Raw genomic sequence first — 21,732 nt, 5'->3', positions numbered from 1 at the left:
ATTTGACAAAAAAAATAAGCCATATCAAGGCTTCTTAATGTTTTTTGTAATTCAAAGTGTCAAACTCCCGATATACGTATATATTTATAAGTGACAGATATAATAAATAAGATAAGTTGTTTCGCTGGCTAGATATACAATGAAATTTTTGAGGTGATGGGTTTGCTACAGGAAAAATACAGAAAAATAGTAATCAGTTTAGTCGCTTTATTATTAATTGGATCACCCTTCCTGAATCTGGCTGTTTCTGCAAATGAAACAGAAATTGAAGATTTAGAGGTGACATATGAAGAGGCTGTAGAGGTTGAAGATATCGTAATAGATGACGATCGAGAAAGTGATTTGAAGTACTCGGATTACATCCAGGGTGCTGAGAGCGATTATTATCAAGGCGAGCCGATCGTGTTTGAAGAGATGTCTCAATTAAAAACAGATCAATTAATTAATTATCAAGGTGAGGACGTTATTGAAGTTGGCCAGGACGAGACCGCTATCTTCACAATTGACGTACCTGAAACGGCATATTACCAAATTGGTTTCGACTATAAAATTGCTGGCCAAAACGTTTTACCTACGCAATTGGAAATGCGTATTAATGACGAAACACCTTTTTATGAAATGAGAAACTTAGTGTTTGAAAGTAACTGGGCAAATCCTGAAACCTTTCAAATTGATAAGTATGGTAATGAGATTATCCCACAGCCAATCAAACTAGATGATTGGAACTTTAAGTATTTAATTGATTCCAGTTACCGGGATAGTTCGCCATTAATGGTTCAGCTCCATCAAGGTGAGAACGAGTTTGAACTGACGATTTCGGAAGGAAACTTACTTATACGGACAATTGAGTTAAGTGAAAAACGTGTTTTACCTGTTCATGAACCTGTAGAAGTGTCTGGGAATCATTTCATTGAAGTTGAAGCGGCTAGGGATTTAGTGAAAAGAAATGATTCTTCAATTCGAGCGAACGCGTCATATAATGTAAACTTAACGCCTAAAAGTGATGATAAACGGGTCTTAAACTATATTGATGGCGATGCGTTTAATGAGGCTGGCCATAAAATATATTACGATGTCGATGTTGAGGAAGCGGGTTATTATTATTTGGGTGTTCATTACCAACAAAATGCTCGTGCGGATTTTCCAGTCTTTATGAATGTCGAAGTAAATGGTGAAATCCCTTATCAAGTTTTAAAAGATTATCCATTCAATTATCAATCAAGCTATCGACATTTTCCGTTGATTGATGATGAAGGTCATAAAATTCCAATTTATTTAGAGGCTGGAACGAATACTGTTGCTTTTCAATTGACGATTGAACCGATTAAAGCAGCATTGGAACAAATTGAACGGTTAACGACTGAAATTCAAAAACTATCTTTAGAGATTACCAATTTAGTCGGTCCAGAAGTTGACCGCCATCGTGACATTAATGTCGAGGACTATATTCCAGGTGTGACAGATTTAATTATTTCGTGGGCCGATGAAATGGCTGATATTTATGAAACGATGAAATTATTTAATCAAGATAAAGCTTCTATTGGTGCATTCTCAGGTCTAAGAATTGCCGAGGAACAGCTAAGAAGTATCGCTGAACGTCCTGAACGCATTGCACGGCGAAAAAATGAGTTCTCAACGGGAACGAACTCTGTTACTGCATATCTAGGAAATTTAATGCAAGAATTAAATAATAGTGGAATCTCAATTGATCGTTTTTACTTTTTCCAAGATGAAAATGATATACCGGAGAGTGCTGGTTTCTTTAAGAGTGCTTGGTCTGGTTTTAAACGTTTTATTAAAACTTTTGGTGAACAAGATTATGATATTGGTAATGTGAATGAGGAAAATTTACAGGTTTGGGTGAATCGACCAAGACAATACATTGAAATCATGCAGCGCTTAATTGATGAAACTTATACCGTCGAGACAGGGGTCACAGTTGATCTATCCATTATGCCAGATCAAAATAAATTGATTTTAGCGAATGCCGCTGGCAAAGCACCTGATGTTGCGCTCGGTGTCAACTATGCGATGCCATTTGAGATTGGGATTCGTGGCGCCTTACAAGATTTAACTGTATTCGAAGATTACGAAGAGGTTGCGAGTGATTTTGCACCAGGCATGCTTGTGCCAGCTACGATTCAAGATGGTGTTTATGCCCTCCCTGATACAATGAATTTTTGGATCATGTTTTATCGTGAAGATATTTTAGCGGATATGGGGCTAGATATTCCAAACACGATTTCAGAAGTTCGGACGTACTTACCTGAGTTACAACGTCGAGGGATGAACTTCTTCTACCCAACGGCTGGAATGGGCGGGATGAAGATCTTCGCAGGAACAATGCCACTCATTTATCAAAGTGGTGGTCAGTTATACGGTGAGACCATTCATCGTACAGAACTGAATTCTAATGAAACGATTGAAGGAATGCGACTTCTGACAGATCTATTTTCAATTTATAATGTGCCTTATGATGTGCCAAGTTTTTACCAACAGTTTCGTGACGGATCGATTCCAATCGGTATTTCAGATTACTTCATGTATAACTTAATTCTAAACGCCGCTCCTGAGATCGCAAACGTCTGGGACGTTGCCTTGGTACCGGGGATTGAGAACGAAGAAGGTGTGGTTGAGCGCTGGCAAACAGGTGGCGCAGAAAGTAACATCATCTTTAGTGACACAGATAAAACGGATGAATCATGGGCATTTCTGAAATGGTGGTCGTCGGTTGAAACACAAGTTGCCTTTGGAAATACGCTCCAAACGACTTATGGAGCTGAATACATGTGGAACAGTGCGAATTTAGCGGCCTATCCTGAATTGCCGTGGCCACATAGCCACAAAGAAACGATTCTAGCACAAGCTGAATGGATTGCTGAAGTCCCACGTGTTCCAGGAAGTTACTTGCTTGAACGTGAGTTAAGTAATGCGTACAATGCGATTGTTTTAGATGGAGAGAATTTAAGAACAGCGATTGACTTAGCGAGTAAGCGGGTGAATCGAGAGACAAATCGAAAGCTTGAGGAATTTGGTTTTATGAAAGACGGTGAAGTCATCGTGCCATATCCAAATCCTGAATTATCGATGATCGAAGAGTAACGAAGGGGGATCGAGTCATGAACAAAAATAATAGAAATGCGTACCTGTTTTTACTACCCTATATTATTCTGTTTACGTTGTTTATCATCGTGCCTATTTTAATGGCGATCTTCCTATCGTTCACGAACTTTAACACGATTGAAGCACCAGAATTTGTAGGATTTATGAACTATATTAACTTGTTAACGCAAGATGAAATTTTCATGCAGTACGTCTTACCGAATACGATTTTATTTGCAGTTATTGTCGGGCCAGGAGGATATGTTTTATCCTTCCTCCTTGCCTGGGTATTAGGTCAATTACCGAAATTACCACGTACCGTTTTCGCTTTAATTTTTTACTCACCATCGATGACAGCTGGGATTGCGATGGCTGTTGTCTGGCAAGTCATCTTTAGTGGGAACCAATCGGGTTATTTTAACTACATTTTGATGCAATTAGGGATCATCACTGAACCCGTTATCTGGCTACAGGATACACGTTTCATCTTACTCATTATGATTATTGTTGCCCTCTGGAGTAGTATGGGTGTTGGATTCCTAGCGATGATCTCAGGTGTTTTAAATGTCGATGAAACGCTATACGAGGCGGGTGCGATTGATGGGATTAAAAATCGATTCCAAGAATTGATATATATTACGATTCCGTCCATGCGACCGCAAATGCTTTTTGGTGCAGTCATGGCGATTGTGAATACGTTCGCAGCCGGCGCAATTGGTGTTCAATTGACAGGGGCAAACCCAACACCTGGCTATGCCGGTCAACTGATCGTAAACCACATCGAGGACTATGGTTTTATTCGATTTGAAATGGGCTATGCCGCAGCATTATCGGTGGTATTACTGTTAATTATTTATGTGTTTGCCCATATTTCGAAGAAACTATTTAGTGAACAAGCTTAAGAAAGGAAGGTTGACATGGCATTTAATAGAAGTGGGACGAACCCACGTGGATTTCATCGGAGTCAGATTAAGTTTTATATCTTTTTAATCCCTTTTGCTGCTTTTATGGTATTACCGATTGTGTATATTATCAATCATGCATTTAAGCCACTAGATGAGCTTTATGCATTCCCACCAAGATTTTTTGTCAACAATCCAACATTAGAGAACTTTAAAAATTTGTTTCAGTTGGCTGAATCATCGGGGATTCCATTAACGCGGTATTTATTTAATAGTCTGTTTGTCACGCTGATTGTTGTTGTTTTATCGATCGCCTTATCAACGCTGGCAGGCTACGCCTTATCGAAGAAAAAGTTCAAAGGGAAAGTTGCTTTACTTGAAATTAATAACGCGGCGTTAATGTTTGTGCCAATTGCGGTCATGATTCCACGGTTTTTAACGATTTCATTTATTGGAATAGAGGATACGTATCTGGCTCATGTCTTACCGCTGATTGCGATGCCTGTCGGTTTGTTTTTAGTCAAACAGTTTATCGACCAGGTACCGGATTCTTTAATTGAAGCTGCGGTTATTGATGGAGCGAGCGACTTTACGATTTATAGAAAGGTTGTTTTGCCTCTGATTCGACCAGCCATTGCCACCGCTGCGATTTTAGCGTTTCAATTGGTTTGGAATGATTTAGAGACATCAACCTTATATACGACGAGTGAAAATATGAGAACATTGGCCTTCTTTATGAACACCTTAGCGGGACAAACGAATGTAGTTGTTGGTCAGGGAATGGCGGCCGTCGCCTCTCTCATTATGTTCTTGCCGAATCTGATTTTATTTATCATCTTACAAAGTAAAGTGATGAATACAATGGCCCACTCGGGATTAAAGTAGGTGTTAAAGATGAAAAAAATAAAACGATTCAGTCTATTGTTGCTTGCCTTCCTGATCTTTTTTGTATCGACGGCACAGGTTGCGGAAGCAAATACAGCCTATCGAACCTTTACTGAAGATGGTTATGGACGTTATGTTGAAACACAAACGGCATATACAGTTAGAGAAACGATTGTTAAATTTGGTGATGAACTCTTCTCACAAGCGCAAGATATGAAAGTCGGTTCAGATGGGCTCATTTATGTCGCTGATACCGGTCATGGTCGGATCTTAGTTGGGACGCGTACGGGAGATTTTGTCAGAAGTTTTGGCGAAGAGGAATTGAGTCGCCCAACAGGAATTTTCCTCTCCCATGACGACAAAGTCTATGTCGCTGATGAAGCAAAAGCAGAAGTCTATGTCTTTAGTTTAGATGGTGAATTACTTCAGATCTTTGGGCGTCCAGAAAGTATCTTGTTTGGTGAAACAGCTAACTTCATGCCACAGAAAGTGGCTGTGGATCAACGTGATAATATCTACATTATTTCACGGGGGAACTCTAACGGGATTATTCAAATTAATGCGAACACAGGGCAATTTTTAGGTTACTTTTCACCGAACCAAACAGCGGTTACCCCATTAACGATTTTTAGACGGGCAATTTTTACTGATGAACAATTAAGTCGCATGATCGATATTGTGCCTCCAACGTCAACGAATTTAAATCTTGATGAACGCGGACTTGTTTATTCAGTCTCACAAGGGGAACGTGTTGAATCCCTTCGGAAATTGAACGTGGCGGGACAAAATATCTTAGAGACACGTGTTTCAGATGATTTTCCTGTTTCAGTTGCAATTGGATCACTAGATAATATCTTTGTCGGAAGTGAAGATGGCTTTATTTATGAATATACCAGTGAAGGGAATTTGCTTTTCGTCTTCGGTGGGCAAGATGACGGGCGTCAACGCGTCGGTTTGTTTAGACGATTATCAGCGATCGCTGTTGACCAAGAAGATCGCATCTACGGGCTTGATCAAGATCGAAATCAAATTCAAATCTATCAACCGACTGAGTTTGCGGATTTAGTTCACCAAGCATTAAAACTTTATCAAGATGGGGATTATGAAGCGAGTAAAGAGCCGTGGGAAGAGGTTATCCGTTTAAATAGTTTATTTGACTTTGCTTATCTAGGTCTAGGTGAAGCGTACTTCAAAGAAGAACAATATGAAGATGCACTCGTTGCGTTTCGTCAAGCGAAGGACCAAGAAGGTTACTCAGATGCTTATTGGGAAGTGCGTAATGTTTGGATGAGAGAGAACATTATCACGGTGATCTTCATTTTTGTTGGTCTCTATGTATTGGGTAAAATACTTAAATATGTTGAACGCAAAAAAGGCTATTGGCAGAAGCTATCCTCGTACTTGAAGGATAACTACCGCACGAAGTTTTTTGAAGATGTTTATTTGATTAAAAATATGATTAGACATCCGATTGATACGTATTACAGTATTCAACATGAGAAAAAAGGAAGCCTCTATTCGGCTAGTTTCTGGTTATTTATCCTTTATGCGTTGTTTATTATTGATAAATACTTTACTGGTTTTATCTTTAGTTACGTTCGAGATGGTGAATACACATTAGGTATGGATACGATTATTTTCTTTGCGGCTATGTCATTAGTCATCGGTTCAAACTATTTAATTACGACGATTAATGATGGAGAAGGGAAATTTGGTCATATATTTATCGGTTTTATTTATGCCTTAGCGCCTTACTTTATCTTTAAACCATTTATTATCTTGGCGAGTAATTTCTTAACTTTAAATGAAGCGTATCTCTTAAGTTTGGCAAATGTGATTGTCTATGCTTGGGTGGCTGTTTTACTCTTTGTCATGATTAAAGAGATGAATGGCTATACAGTACGTGAAACGTTTAAAATTATTTTCTTAACGTTGTTTATGATGTTAATTACCGTCTTGTTTATCTTTATTGTCTATATCTTAATTGTACAAATGTTCCAGTTTATCACAGCAGTATTTAACGAGGGGGTGTATCGCATTGAAAACCGTTAAAATGAAAACCGTTATCAAAACCATTCTATTTTTGGCGGTGTTTGGCTGGTTTATTTTCTTCTTATTTTCAGGTGATGAGGAAGAGATGGAAATTACAGGTCCCGATACACCAATTATTGAAGAACCAGTTGAAGAAGAACCTGAAGAGGAAGAGCTTCCACCGATTGAAGAGCCTGAACAGGTTGAGCTTGACGACGAAGAGCTTGAAGAATTATTGGAAGAGGAAGAAGACCGTCCAATTGTGATTGATTCGAAGCAAGAATCAATTGAAGGTCATACATTTTTAACTGAAAATGATTATTTTGAGCTGTATTTAAAAGAAGAAAACCTTTCAATAATCATTCGAGATAAAGGCAATGGTGCGATCATGCATTCAACAGTTGATCAGCCAATCGGAAGTAATGAAAGTTGGCAAAACTTTGTTCGATCAGGGATTGTTGTTGAGTATCTTGTCGGGACAAATATTGTCACTTATCGAGCAGATATGTACTCACAAAACCCTGAAAAAACAGTCACACCTACTGATGATGGCTTTCATGCGGAAATCTACTATCCGGAACTTGAAATCGGTTTAGAAATGACGGTGCAACTGACTGATTTAGGGCTAACCGTCGATATTCCACAAGAGTCGATTGTGGAGGACAGTGATCAATATAAAATTGGCAGTATTTACGTCTACCCATTCCTCGGTCATACCCTGTTGGGGGATCGAGAAGGCTATATGTTTATCCCGGATGGGTCCGGTGCGTTAATTTATTTAAATGATAAGGACGGGAAGTTCTCGCAACCTTATTCAGCCAGTGTTTATGGTGAGAACGTGGGGATTGATGACCCATTCGTCTTATCTTTATTTAATGGGATGGATCCGTTTAATGATCCCGAAAAAATTCTTGCGCCAGTCTTCGGTATGGTGCATACGGATAACGCGCTTGGTTACCTTGGGATTATTGAAGAAGGTGCCTTTAGTGCCAGGCTTGAGGCGTATCCGAACGGTGCGATTTTACCGTATAACTGGATTACACCGAAGTTTATTTACCGCCAAGTGTATAACCAACCGACGAGCCAGGACACAGGAACTATGGTTGTTCGTCAACGGACGAGAAATGATTTTGATATTAAAGTCCATTATCAATTCGTTTCCGAAGATGAAGCCAATTATGTTGGTTTAGCAAAAAATTATCGTGAATACTTGTTGGACAATGAAAAAATTACTGTTAAAGAAGATGCGTTTAATGTGCGGGTTGATTTACTAGGGGCTGAAGTGGAACAAGGTTTATTGTTTAAAAACACCGTTCCGATGACGACTTTTAGTCAAGCTGCCGATATTTTGACAGATATTAAAGCCCAAGGTGCCGAGAATATTCTGTCTGTCTATAAAGGTTGGCACAATAAAGGGTATCATGGCGGTTTACCAATTCGCTCATTTAACCCAGAATCGGCCTTAGCTGACGGTACCTCAATCAAGGAATTATTGGCTCAGCTCGATGAGGAAGCGATCGATCTTTATCTCTACCATGATGGTCTCAGAATTAATATGGAAGAGATGGGGATCACAAGACACAAAGTGATGAACAAATTCAACCGTCGAACCTATAAAGAAGAGGTTCATGGCAAGGTTTATCAAGAGTTGAACTATCTCAATCCAGAGTCAACGGTCAATATCATGGAAGATGTTCGTGACGATTACTTAGCTAATGGGATAGAGAAGCTCATGATCAGTGGGATTTCAAACACCCTCTTTTCCTATAGTCAGTCGGGTCGAGAATATGATCGAATCACGACAAAAAACTATTATCAACCATTAATTGAGTCGTATGCGGCTGATTTTAATCTATTACTTGAACAACCCTTTGCTTATCTTTGGGATCAAACGGAGGCGCTGATGGATATGCCAACACGTTCATCAAACTATGTCTTTGTAGATGAGGATATTCCGTTTCTCGCACTCACCTTAAAGGGGATCGTCCCGATTTACGCAGAGTACGCGAACTTTCAAGCAAATCAAGAAGAGTTTTTCTTACAAATGATTGAGCAAGGATTTAATCCGTCATTCTTGATTACGCATGAAAGTCCAGCTGAATTGATGAACACAAATTCATCTCATATCTATAGTTCAGAATATGAACGCTATGAAGAGATGATTCAAGCATACTATCAAGAAATGTCTGCGGTTTATCAACAAACTGCCGGTTCACTCATTGTTGATTATGTCCGTGACGATTCAATCACAAAAGTAAGTTATGAAAATGGTGTTGATGTGCTGATTAACTATTCTGATCTTCATCAAATGGTTGATGGTCATCAAGTAGAGCCCATGTCCTATAAGGTGGTGAACAACGAATGAAGAAGAAATTAAAACTGAAACGGACAACCATTTATGGTTATCTCTTTATCCTACCTTGGCTGATTGGCTTTTTCGCCTTAGTTTTATATCCGATGATTCAATCTTTTTACTATAGTTTAAATGATATGCGGATTACGCCGCATGGTTTACAGTTTGTTTATACAGGTTTTAACAACTTTTTAAACGTTTGGTTGCAAGATATGTTTTTCATTCAAGAATTACTCACATTCACACTTGATACATTGATTCGAGTGCCAGTCATCGCTGTTTTCGCTTTGATTATTGCGATGTTGTTGAACCAGGATGTGAAGTTTAAAGGTCTGTTTCGAACGATCTTTTTCTTACCCGTGATTGTGGCGAGTGGTCCTGTGATTAACCAATTGGTTGAACAGGGCGCGACTGCGATTCCGATGTTGGATCAAGATATTATTATGGGGCTTTTGGGTTCGATCTTTCCGAACGTGATTGCAGGAGTCATTAGTGATTTATTTAATCAAATCATCGTGATCCTTTGGTATTCAGGTGTCCAAATTCTCTTATTCTTAGCTGCATTACAGAAGATTGATCCGAATTTATATGAAGCAGCTAAAATTGATGGAGGATCGAGTTGGGAATGTTTCTGGAAGATCACCCTTCCAACGATTAAGCCAATTATCCTGATTAACCTTGTTTATACGCTTGTTTCATTAGCGAATAGCGGTCAAAATCCGATCATTGAACTGATTTATAGCAACATGTTTAATGCGACTCGTGGTTATGGTTTCGCCTCTGCGATGGCTTGGATGTATGCGGTCATAATTGGGGTTATGTTGATGATTATTTACTTTGTTTTTCGAGAAAAAGAAACGAAACGATTCAATTAGGGAGGGGGGATGTCAATGTCAACTAAAAGCACAACAGGTTTAATGGCGATCTTAAAAAATGAGCAAATGCCATTCAAAGAAAAACTAGAAATTGTGAAACAAAAAACCTATCGCTTTTTATTTGGGTTTAATGAAACGAAAGGGTTTGTGCTCAAATTTATTATATATCTCTTATTATTAGGGATTGGCTTTGTTTATCTATACCCAATTCTCTATATGTTTGTCACGAGTATGCAGTCCTTGAGTGATTTGTTGGATATGGCAGTCAATTGGATTCCTTCTTCCTTGTATCTTGACAACTATCGTCAAGCATATGCGGTATTGAATGTTCGTCCAGCCCTTTTAGGCAGTTTACAGATCGCGTTATTTCCAACCTTAATTCAGGTGGCGATCTCATCCATTGTGGGTTATGGCTTTGCCCGTTTTGAGTTTCCGTTAAAGAAGTTATGGTTTGGCTTGATGATTTTTACGTTTATCATTCCACCACAAATTTTAATGATGCCAACGTATCGTTTGTTTAATGAATTGGGCTTAACTGGCTCATTAAATGCCTTTACGATTCCGGCTTTACTTGGTCAAGGATTGAATAGTACAATATTTATTTTAATCTTTTACCAATTCTTTAAACAGACACCGAAATCATTATATGAAGCAGCGGAAGTGGATGGTGCCAGTCAATTAGTGAGTTTCTTTAGAATTGCGATTCCAATGGCAGTCCCTGCCTTTATCGTTGCCTTTCTATTCTCGTTTGTTTGGTATTGGAATGAAACTTATCTGACTACCTTGTATTTAACCGGCTCATCAAGCGTGGATATTACAACGATTTTGATTCAATTACAGCAATTTGAAACAAACTATCAAGCACTTTATCCAGCGACTGAAGCAAGTCCGAACCGAATCAATGAAGGGATTCGAATGGCAGGAACAGTGATAAGTATCTTGCCACTCTTAATTACGTACTTCTTTTTACAACGATACTTTGTGGAAAGTGTCGACAATACTGGTATTACCGGTGAATAATCACCGTAATATAAATTTTATCAAAGGAATGGGGGAGTTAAAATGACGAGAAAAGCATGGTTAAGTCTCTTGTCTATTGTTTTAGCAGTTTTTATGTTGGTAGTTGGTTGTTCATCAAATGATGATGATACAAATGCAAATACTGACACAAGTAGTGATAATGGTACAGAGGAGGTAGACAATGGTGATGAAGGCGAAGATGAAGCTGCAGCTTTACCGCCGATGACTGAAGAAGAAATTACGTTAACGTACGCTTCATGGCAAAACATGGATTTACAGCGTTTCTTAGCTGATAAATTTATGGAAAAGTACCCGAACATTACTGTTGAATTATACGAGTTAGAGCAAGAGGGTTGGAATGATCACTTAACTAACTTAGCAAGTACGGGTGACTTACCTGATGTATTCTGGTATTTAGGCAACGTTGATGTGCCAATTCGTAATATGTGGCTTGGCAACTTCACCGATTTATTTGAAGCAGATCCAGAAACTGATAATATTTTAGATTCATTAGTTAACAAAGGTTACTTTGACGGTGAGCGTAAAATGGCCGCACCAGCAGGTTACTTACCGTATACGATTTTCTTAGATGAAAATCTCTTTGAACAACAAAACGTTGATATGCCATCTCCGGATTGGACATGGAGCGAAATGCTAGATTTAATTGAAACAATGACAATACCAGAACAAGGTATTTTCGGTTATAACACATTTACAAAGCTTGTAACAATGGGACCGATTGTAAATGATGGCTCTGATGGTGAATTTGGTTGGGATGGTGAGAAGTATGATATGACTGGCGAGTGGGCTGACGCTTTGATGAAGCATGGCGAACTCGTTCGTAATGGTAATCATGCACCATACTTTGATACTGATGAAGCTGAAGCAGCTTTTGGTGACCGTGAACTTTGGGCGGCATCAACTGGTCGTGTAGCAATGCAAATGGATGCATGGTGGACAGTCGATTTATTCAGTACAGATGAATTTGTTGATAAAGGGATTAAATGGGTTCCTTACACTGTGCCACAAGGTGATAACACAGACAGTATGAATAAACCTGCGTTTATTGACTTTGGTTCAATCTCAGCTGTAACAGAACACCCGAGAGAAGCTTATGAACTGTTGAAATTCTTCGGTTGGGGACGTGATGGTTGGGAAGCTAAACTTGAAGCGTTTAAGACACTTGAGCGTGAAGATGGTCAACCTGTCTTTAATCATCCTGATGGCTTACCAATTATTAAAGACCAAGATATTTGGGATGAATTACGTACTTTATTACCAGAAGAACACTATTACGATGATTTCCTAGCACGTGCAAAACACCCAATTCCTTTAGGTGGTGCAGCAATGCCAGGATTCCAAACGTTCTTAGATGAAGTATACTTTGGTGGAGAATATGGTGATATTGAGTTAGCTGTTGCTGATGGACAAGTTAATGCTCATGACATTTCTGCTGATTTAACAGAAAAGATCAATCAATATTACCAAGATGCTCTAGAAGAATTATTTTACTAATTTATTAAATAGGCTGAGTTCAAGCTCAGCCTATTCACAAAAAATGGCTCTATTTATCTCTTTAAAACAGAGCCATTTTTATTAATGTAATTTTTTAGAATTTTGAGACTTTTAGCAGTAGATTTCTCTAATCTCAACTGTCAATATCTAAAAATCTAATGTGTTATCGGTTTTAAAATTTTGCAGTTAAAGTGTTTGCTATGTTGAATAGAGGTAGAAACCATCATAAATTTATTATCTGAAGATTGGAGCAAGTTAACTGTTATTGTAAGCGCTTTATTAATGTTGATTGTGCGAGGAGGAAAGTTAAGTGAAACGTTATTTATCAATGTTTTTAATTATGTTGCTTTTATTTCCTACAACACCACTTTCGGTTTTTGCTAATACACTAGAAAATACTGAAACGATGACGACCTTGGAACCAACGGCCTATTATACGTTGGATGGTGACTTCACCGACAAGACAGGGAACAATGAGACTGGTGTACCATTCCGAAGGTTTGAAAAAGACTTCTCAGATTGGGGAGAAGTTAGAGACTATGCGTTTGAATTTCATCAAGAGGGACGAAATCAAGCTGTTTATTTTGACGGTACAACAGGAGTTAAATTAGCAGATAATTTGATTACTAGTGATACGTATTCTTATTCGTTATGGTTGAAGCAAACGGGTGAAATTGGTGATTTTACAAGTGCATTATTTACCGGTGTTGTCGGACGTCGTGCTGGCATTTCGCCAGCAATTGGAGCCAATGGCGAATTGCTTTATCAGGTAGTGGATGCACAGGCTGGAGAAACTGGCCTCCCAGTGGACTATCAATTTGTTTCTCTCTCGGATAGTCATCAGCCATATGAGTGGAATAATTTTGTTGTAACGGTAGATCAAGGGGATTTATCACTCTATCTAAATGGTGCTCAAGTCGCAGAGCTGGCCAATGTCCTTAATATTTACGAAGATTTGGATAGCGAATATTTATTAGGGTTTAACCCATTTCCAGACCCTTATTATGTTGGTTATATGGATGAAGTGATGTTCTTTGATGATCAAGCTTTAACAGCTGAACAAGTTGAGGGTTACTATCATTCAGTTGTTGCTGATTTTCGTTCAGAAGAAGAACCTGATGAAGATGATACGGAAGATCCGGTTGAAGAGTCTGAAGAGGAGGAAACAGGTGATGATCAAGATGAGGATAACGATGAAGACGATCATACTCCAGGAGAATTACCGAGCATACCAACATTTAAAAATGTAGGTGTACATGATCCATCTGTTATTGTTGATAATGGTACATTTTATGTCTTTGGTTCTCATTTAGCATCTGCAAAATCGAATGATCTGATTCAATGGGAACAAATGACAACAGAGGTTTCATCGGATAACCCATTATTTGAGGATGTCTTTAAAGAGCTTGAAGAAGTTTTTGATTGGGCTGAAACCGATACACTTTGGGCAGCAGACGTTATCCAACTGGAAGATGGTCGTTACTGCATGTACTACAATGCATGTCGAGGTGATTCACCACTTTCTGCAATGGGACTAGCAGTAAGTGATTCAGTAGCAGGTCCATATGAAGATTTAGGTCTGTTTTTATGGTCTGGAAAGACACCTAACCCGATGGATCTCGAATATAACATTGATATTCATCCAAATGCAGTTGACCCAGCTGTTTTCTTTGATAGTGACGGTCAACTATGGATGGTCTATGGTTCATATTCGGGCGGGATCTTTATTTTAGAAATGGATAATGAAACAGGTCTACCAAAAGAAGGGAATAGTTATGGAAAGCTTCTTACTGGTGGCGGTGTTCGTATCGAAGCATCTTACATGCAGTACATTCCTGAAACAGGTTATTACTACCTCTATACTACTTTTGGAGGATTAGATGCTGTTGGTGGGTACAACATGAGAATTTCACGTTCTAAAAATCCTGATGGTCCATTTGTAGATATTTCTGGGCAAGATATGATCAATGCAAAAGGACGACCTGGTATTCCTTTTGATGATGAAGCAATTGAGCCTTATGGCCTTAAATTAAATGGAAATTTCCGTTTCAGTAATTTAAATGCTGTCGAAGATTACCCTGTCTATGGTTATGTTTCACCAGGACATAACTCATCATATTATGATGCTGATACAGGAGAGCATTTTAGTTTATTCCATACACGTTTCCCACATCGTGGTGAAGAGCATGAAGTGCGGGTCCATTTAATGCCGATGAATAAAGATGGCTGGCCGCTTATGGCACCGCATCGCTATGCTGGGGAATCTGTATTACCAGTTGATGTTGATGCAATTCCAGGAACGTATCACTTTGTTAATCATGGTGATCAAATCTCTGCAAACATTAACAATACACAATACATTGAACTTAACGCTGATGGTTCAATTACAGGTGAAGTTGAAGGTTCATGGAAATTAACTGATGAACATTATGCTGAGATCATTATCGATGGCGTAACATATGATGGTGTGTTCTTAATGCAGTGGGATGAAACAGAACAAGATTTTGTTATGACCTTTACGGCTGCTTCAGAACAAGGACATTCAATCTGGGGAAGTCAGTTTGAATCTGTTTCTGATCAAGAGTTTGTTGATAATGTTTTAGATCAACTATCAATAGGTAATCTAAATCGGATCTATAGTGACATTCAATTACCAAGTCAAACGGTGCGTGGTGTTACACTTGATTGGACATCATCTGATCAATCGATTGTTTCAAATGCTGGTGTTGTTAATCGACCTGATCTTGGTGAAGGAGATAAAACCGTTACTTTAACAGTCTCCCTTTCATATAAAGGTCTATCTGAAACGAAAACTTTTGAAGTAACGGTCATTGAAAAAACAGCAGATGTTTTAGATGATGGACTAGTAGCGCACTATCCATTCAATGGTTCACTTTTAGACAAAACAGGTAACTACGATACACCTAGAGTAACCGGTGATCTGATGAATATATTTGAAGGTGAAATTGACTTTTCAGAGGGTGCCGTCGGTCAAGCGCTTTATTTAGATGGTAAGTCTGGGCTTCATTTAGGGAATGGTTTAATTCAAAGTCATGATTATTCGGTTGCTATGTGGCTAAAACCGGAAGAACTTCGACAGTTTGCCACAGCATTTTTCGGTATGAAAAATAGTGACTCTTGGACAAGTTTCTTACCATTCGGTCATGATGGCACAACGATGCTTTGGTCGGGTACAGATTGGTATGACGGCTCGACTAATATGATGATTAATGAAAATGAATGGACGCATGTTGCTTATACTGTCAAAGATGGTGATATCAAGATTTATATTAACGGTGAAGTCATGTACGAAGGCGAAAATTTCCCTGATATTTTTACAGGAACAAATGCTGAATTCACTATAGGTGTAAACTTATGGGATCAACCTTATCAAGGTTTAATTGATGATTTGCGCATTTATGCTTTTTCAATTGAACAAGATGTCATTGAACAATTATTAGTTGCAAGTCCTGAAACTGATGTTGAGGTAAATTCAATTCAGTTATCTACTGGTAATCGAAATCTTGTTATTGGTTCAACGTATCAAGCGAATGCAACAGTCTATCCGATTAATGCAGAAGACCAATCGATCACTTGGCGATCAGATAACCCAAATGTGGCAACGGTAGATCCGATGACAGGTGTTATCAACGGATTGGAATTTGGCGAGGCAATAATTACAGCTACAGCAAATGATGGTAGCGGTGTTGAAGCGAGTTTTGTCATCAATGTAACGGATGGTAAAGTTGCCCACTATCAATTTGAAGAAGATCTGTCAGACACATTAGGCATTTCAGATTCAGGTGTAGTAACGGGCGATCGAATTACAAATACGAATGGACAGATTAGCTATAGCGACGGGATTAATGGTCAAGCATTAGTCTTTGACGGGAAGTCAGGCGTTCGTTTACCTGATGGGTTAATATCAAGTCCAACTTACTCTGTCTCATTATGGCTAAATCCAAATGAAATTACGACAAGTACGACATCATTCTTTGGTGCACGTAATGAGACAAACTGGGTTAGTCTTGTCCCTGGTGGTTGGGATGAGAATAAGGCGATGGTTTGGTCAGGATCACAGCGCTGGTACGATGGTCTTACCGACTTCCATATGCCAACTAATGAATGGACACATGTTACGTATACGGTAGATAATGGGGCTCTACTCATTTATATTAACGGTAAGATTGCTTTCGAAGGGGACGATTTCCCTAATATATTCTCGACGAATAACGCCGTCTTTTCTCTCGGTGTGAACTATTGGGATCTACCGTTTAGCGGCATGATGGATGAATTAATTGTTTATGATGGTTATTCGTTAACAGAAGAGGAAGTGCTTAATTATTACAATGATTTCTTATCTGCAGACGAAGAGGTTGAAGATGAAGTCATTATTGAAGACATTGAGGACGTTAAAGATCCTGATGATGATTCAGACTCGATCGAAGATAACCGAGATCCTGAAGATGGTCTAGACTCTGATGGAAATAATCAAGGTGCTGATAATGACAACGGACCGGATATAGGTGGACGAGATGATGACTCTGCTAATAGTCATACAGACGAAGAGATCAAGTCTGATGATCAGCAATCGTTGCCTAAAACAGCTACTAACATTTATAATTTGTTCTTGATTGGTATAATGTTTGTTCTGATGGCAGGAAGTGTGTTGTTGATTCAGAAAAAGAAATTAAGCTAACTCGCAAGTCTTAAAAAAATAAAACTCAATAAGAAACACGCTTCGGAATAGCTCTGGTAAGAAGAAGCGTGTTTCTTTTGTTGATTAAAACAGATTTCATTTGAATCATTATCGGCTGTGTATTAAATATATTCAATGAAAAACCAATTAAAATACAAACATGTTCGCACAAGATGAAAAGGCGCTTAAAATCGCTATTATCAAGGTTTTATTTAAATAAAAACGAATAAAATATAAAAAGTTGCATATATTTATTTGCGTACTATAATAGTTATAAGTATATGTTTAGCTAAAAATAAAAAAACATATATACAAGTTATCAATTTATTGAAATATGATCAAAAGGAGCATATCAATGGACAACAATCAAGATAACAGGTTAAAGAACACTTTATTGGCTCATTATAAGTTTGATGATGTTGAAAATGTAGGTAAAGATTATTCAGACAATAATAAAGATGCTAGTCCACTAGGTGATCAAAAACCAACTGTCGAAACAGTGGCTGGTAGACAAGCTGTTACGTTAACAGGTGGACAAAGTGGAACATCGTATTTAAAACTTCCTGATAATTTATTTGAACATGTCAGTGATAATACAGGGATTACGGTTAGTACGTGGCTTTATTTAAGAAAAGGACAAAATGTATGGGAAAGAATTTTTGATTTTGGAAGTGGCGTTGGTCGCCCATATCTGTTCTTAACACGTCAATTAAGAGGTGTTTGCTTTTTAAATGAAGATATTGTTGCGGACTCAGCTAAAACCTACCGTTCAGGAGAATGGATTCATGTGGCGATGTCTGTTACAGGAACTGAAAGTGGGAAGGTCGGTAATGCAGGACCTGCAATTTATGTGAATGGTGAGTTAGTTGCAGATGGGTTAATTAGTCAAACGTCAAGTGGTACATATAGAAAATTGCAACAATGGTTTGCTACATTCTCAGACCAAACGAATTATCGTGACAATTTTATTGGAAAATCTCAATATGAAGTTGATCCAGATTTCGAAGGTTCATTAACAGATTTCAGAATTTATCAATCAGGATTATCACAAGATGATGTGATTGAAGTAATGTGTGAAGCTTTAGACGATCAGGAAATTGTCCAGTTAGCAAGGGATAAGTACTTATCATTTCCAATTACAGTGACAAGGAAAGACTTGACGTTACCTGACTCTCTTATGGGTGGTAAGGTGTCATTAAAGTGGTCTTCTAGCGATTCAGAAACTTTAACTGATCAAGGTAAGATCGGCAAGGTATCTGAAGCTAAAGGTGTTACGTTGACGGCAACATTGGAAAAGGGAACTTATCAAACTGAGAAATCATTTAATTTAACTGTTTTGCCAGAAGATGTTCCTTCACATTATTTAACGATCAACGGTAAAGATGAAGTTCTCGATGTTAGTGACGTTATGTACGGGTTATTTTATGAAGATATTAATAATGCTGCCGATGGTGGAATTTATGCTGAATTAATTCAAAACCGTTCGTTTGAATCATTTGCTTTTGATACGTTTGATCATACTTCTGGAGCATGTGGTTGTTCAACTGGACGAAATCATCAGCCTTTACATGCTTGGTTTGGCGATTTAGATAAAGTAACCGTTCAAAATACAGGTGGATTAAATGACTATTTTGAGATTAAAGATCCAGAAGTTAATTCACACTATGTAACGGTATCAGATGGGGCAAGTCTTGTTAATAAAGGATTTTCAGACTCAAACAATCATCCATCAATGTCGCTTGCGATCAATGAAAAATATGATTTTACAATTTGGGCAAAGGCAGAAAAAGCTGGTACGATCAAAGTTTCCCTCCAAAATGGAGATGGGGCTATTGTTAGCCAAGAATTAACGATTGAAATTGAGGGTGGAAATGAATGGCGAAAGTATGGCGTAACTGAAGAGCTCACTTTAACCGCCACTCAAACAACAATGGGACAGCTTTCAATCAGCTTTATTGGTGATATTTCAATCGATATGGTTTCGTTAGTACCGAGAGATGTTTGGGGAGCAACTGAGGAACCAACCTCTAAATCTGCTCATGCAAATTATCAAGGGAACCCTAACTACCGATTACGTAAAGATCTAGTTCACGCACTGCAAGATTTGAGTCCGAAATTCTTACGTTTCCCAGGTGGCTGTATTTCAGAAGGTTCATTTATTTGGGATAACGTTTATGAATGGAAGGATTCAGTTGGTGCTGTTGAATTACGTAAGGAGAACTTTAACGTTTGGGGTTATATGATGACGATGGGTCTGGGCTATATGGAATATTTCCAACTGGCTGAAGACTTAAATGCAACGCCGTTACCTGTAATGGCTTGTGGAGTACTTTGCCAAGCTCGATCAGACTATGTCCATCCAGCAGGTGGAAAACTAAGAGACTATTATGTGAAAAGCTTTACTGATTTAATTGATTTTGCGATCAGTACTGATTTTGAGCATAATGAATGGGCTGCATTGCGTAAAGAAATGGGTCATGAAGCACCATTTGATCTGCATTATTTAGGAATTGGTAATGAAAACTGGGGCGATGAATTCTTTGCTAACTTTGAATATTTCAAGCTAAAAATTGACGAATACATGGAAGCGAATTATCCAGGACATGAACTTCATATTATTTCTACTGTAGGGGCTCAAGCAGATGATGACGCTTATCAAGAAGGCTGGAAGTTCTTAAGTGGAAAAATGGAAGGTTCTACTAATGTTACATTTACAGATGGTGAGTCTGAATTTGAAGAAAAAATTACTTGGTATCAAGATCAGAAGCACTATATGGATACAATTGCCGATGAACATTACTATCGATCAAATGAATATTTATTAAATAACGTTGATCGCTATAATTATTACCACCGTGTCTATAACCAAGATGGCACATTAAATGAAACAGAATCGTCGAAAGTGTTTGTAGGGGAATTCGCGTCAACAGACAAAAACACATTAGCGGGTGCTGTAGCAGAAGCGGCCATTATGACGGGTTATGAAAATAATGCAGATGTTGTTAAATTAGTTGCTTATGCACCGTTATTTAACAAAGTATTGACAGATGGAACATACCGTTGGACGCCAGACTTAATTTGGTTCGACGATCAAGATGTTTGGTTTACACCAAATTATTATGCACAAAAACTTTTCGCTAAATACCTTGGTGAAAAAGTGCTAAGTACGACATTTACGGCATACAATAACGGTAAATTAACAGAACTGAAACCAACTGGTGGAATTGAAGTTGCCACTGGCGATGCTGAAGTTCACGTTAAATCTGTTAAAGTAGTTGATAATCAAACAAAGCAAACTCTGTTTGAACAAGACTTCACTCAAGCCCTAAAGCCAGAGTGGGATGAGCTTCCTGGCTCTAATGGTTATCAATTGGACTCAGAAAAAGGTTTGATTTTAAAAGGTCAAGAATCAGGCTTAAATGGGCTCTACATTATTAATCACGAGTGGACGAACTATAATGTTAGCGTAGAAGCAACTAAAGTGTCTGGTGAAGAAGGCTTATATGTTGGCGTTGGTGTCACAGATGTTAGCCAAGAAAACAAAACTGCGCTTGAATATGCGATCGGTTATGACGGTGTAGCTACCGCAGTTAAGGTTTATAAAAAAGGCATTGAAGGCTACCGACTCGGTGATTACTCTTCAAGTACCGCTGTTGGAAACCTACGCTCAAGCATCAGTGAAACGATGGAGCTTGATCGACCATATACAGTGTCAGTCAACTATGGTGGCTCTAGTGGTGATCAACTGATTTGTTCATTTACAGACGGTTCTACAACAAGTCATGTATTTGATTACAAATTAGAAGCTTATAATGACGAGATCTTTAACTCTGTAACTAAGGATCAAGACCATGTCTATTTAAAATTAGTCAATCCAGATTCATTTGAGAAGACGACTCAAGTTAGCTTAAATGATCTAGCAGTTAAATCGACGGTTAAAGTGATCGAATTAACAGGGGATTTAGCAGATGTTCATAAGCCAAACGTTAATAAAAAGAACAATGAAAAAGTCGTTCCAGTTGAAACAGAATTAGTGATGACTGAGGGCGATCTAACAGTGACGTTATCACCTCATTCTGTTAACGTATTAGTATTTGATCTATAATCACCTCTATGTAGAATAAAGTTGGTGAAAAAATTTAGACCTGATTTAGTTAGTTTATCACGATTCGAAGAAGTTCAACTCCTTTGAATCGTGATTCTTTATTTTAAAAAATTATTTCTCTTTACAGCTGGATGATAGACATTTATCGTTTTTTCATGGATAATGACATATCATATCCTGAGTTTTGCAGTTAAAACAAAGAAAAAACAGCCATGACCCCATATACATGAAGGGTTATGGCTGTT

10 protein-coding genes are annotated in these 21,732 nt (G+C 38.3%); all 10 read left to right on the top strand.

Annotated features, from left to right (window positions below; all coding sequences use genetic code 11):
* Positions 1–162: 162 nt before the first annotated feature.
* Entirely contained in the window at positions 163–3,102 is a 2,940-nt protein-coding gene (locus tag ABD814_RS12045) for an extracellular solute-binding protein (protein WP_344913535.1), read from the top strand.
* Positions 3,103–3,119: 17 nt separating this feature from the next.
* Complete coding sequence (locus ABD814_RS12040; RefSeq protein WP_344913532.1) at positions 3,120–4,004, top strand: carbohydrate ABC transporter permease; 885 nt, start codon at positions 3,120–3,122, stop codon at positions 4,002–4,004.
* A 15-nt stretch (positions 4,005–4,019) separates the two neighbouring features.
* Positions 4,020–4,889 carry a carbohydrate ABC transporter permease gene (locus ABD814_RS12035; RefSeq protein ID WP_344913529.1) on the top strand — a complete coding sequence of 290 codons (870 nt, stop codon included), beginning with the start codon at positions 4,020–4,022 and terminating at the stop codon, positions 4,887–4,889.
* A 9-nt stretch (positions 4,890–4,898) separates the two neighbouring features.
* Positions 4,899–6,941 (top strand): hypothetical protein, encoded by a 2,043-nt coding sequence (locus ABD814_RS12030; protein WP_344913526.1) that lies wholly within the window; start codon positions 4,899–4,901, stop codon positions 6,939–6,941.
* Positions 6,928–9,285, top strand: a complete 2,358-nt coding sequence (locus ABD814_RS12025; protein ID WP_344913523.1) for a DUF5696 domain-containing protein — start codon at positions 6,928–6,930, stop codon at positions 9,283–9,285. The genes ABD814_RS12030 and ABD814_RS12025 overlap by 14 nt, the downstream gene beginning before the upstream one ends.
* A complete protein-coding gene (locus ABD814_RS12020) occupies positions 9,282–10,148 on the top strand; it encodes a carbohydrate ABC transporter permease (RefSeq protein WP_344913520.1) in 867 nt (288 codons plus the stop codon). Before ABD814_RS12025 ends, ABD814_RS12020 begins: the two co-directional genes overlap by 4 nt.
* A 15-nt stretch (positions 10,149–10,163) precedes the next feature.
* Positions 10,164–11,168, top strand: a complete 1,005-nt coding sequence (locus ABD814_RS12015; protein WP_344913517.1) for a carbohydrate ABC transporter permease — start codon at positions 10,164–10,166, stop codon at positions 11,166–11,168.
* Between the two features lie 42 nt (positions 11,169–11,210).
* The gene (locus tag ABD814_RS12010; RefSeq protein WP_344913514.1) at positions 11,211–12,683 is read left to right on the top strand and encodes an ABC transporter substrate-binding protein; all 1,473 of its coding nucleotides are present in this window, start codon (positions 11,211–11,213) and stop codon (positions 12,681–12,683) included.
* Positions 12,684–12,993: 310 nt separating this feature from the next.
* The gene (locus ABD814_RS12005) at positions 12,994–17,382 is read left to right on the top strand and encodes a LamG-like jellyroll fold domain-containing protein (RefSeq protein WP_344913511.1); all 4,389 of its coding nucleotides are present in this window, start codon (positions 12,994–12,996) and stop codon (positions 17,380–17,382) included.
* 355 nt (positions 17,383–17,737) lie between these two features.
* A complete protein-coding gene (locus ABD814_RS12000) occupies positions 17,738–21,487 on the top strand; it encodes an alpha-L-arabinofuranosidase C-terminal domain-containing protein (protein WP_344913508.1) in 3,750 nt (1,249 codons plus the stop codon).
* Positions 21,488–21,732: the final 245 nt, after the last annotated feature.

Origin of the sequence: Amphibacillus indicireducens (genome assembly GCF_039539605.1) — a bacterium.
Classification (GTDB): domain Bacteria; phylum Bacillota; class Bacilli; order Bacillales; family Amphibacillaceae; genus Amphibacillus; species Amphibacillus indicireducens.
This window is presented reverse-complemented; position numbering and strand designations above follow the sequence as displayed.

Excerpts from the sequence above, each read along its gene's own strand:
- ABD814_RS12010 (WP_344913514.1), top strand. The coding sequence starts at position 11,211 with ATGACGAGAAAAGCATGGTTAAGTCTCTTGTCTATTGTTTTAGCAGTT.
- ABD814_RS12040 (WP_344913532.1), top strand. The coding sequence starts at position 3,120 with ATGAACAAAAATAATAGAAATGCGTACCTGTTTTTACTACCCTATATT.
- ABD814_RS12035 (WP_344913529.1), top strand. The coding sequence starts at position 4,020 with ATGGCATTTAATAGAAGTGGGACGAACCCACGTGGATTTCATCGGAGT.
- ABD814_RS12020 (WP_344913520.1), top strand. The coding sequence starts at position 9,282 with ATGAAGAAGAAATTAAAACTGAAACGGACAACCATTTATGGTTATCTC.
- ABD814_RS12030 (WP_344913526.1), top strand. The coding sequence starts at position 4,899 with ATGAAAAAAATAAAACGATTCAGTCTATTGTTGCTTGCCTTCCTGATC.
- ABD814_RS12015 (WP_344913517.1), top strand. The coding sequence starts at position 10,164 with ATGTCAACTAAAAGCACAACAGGTTTAATGGCGATCTTAAAAAATGAG.
- ABD814_RS12000 (WP_344913508.1), top strand. The coding sequence starts at position 17,738 with ATGGACAACAATCAAGATAACAGGTTAAAGAACACTTTATTGGCTCAT.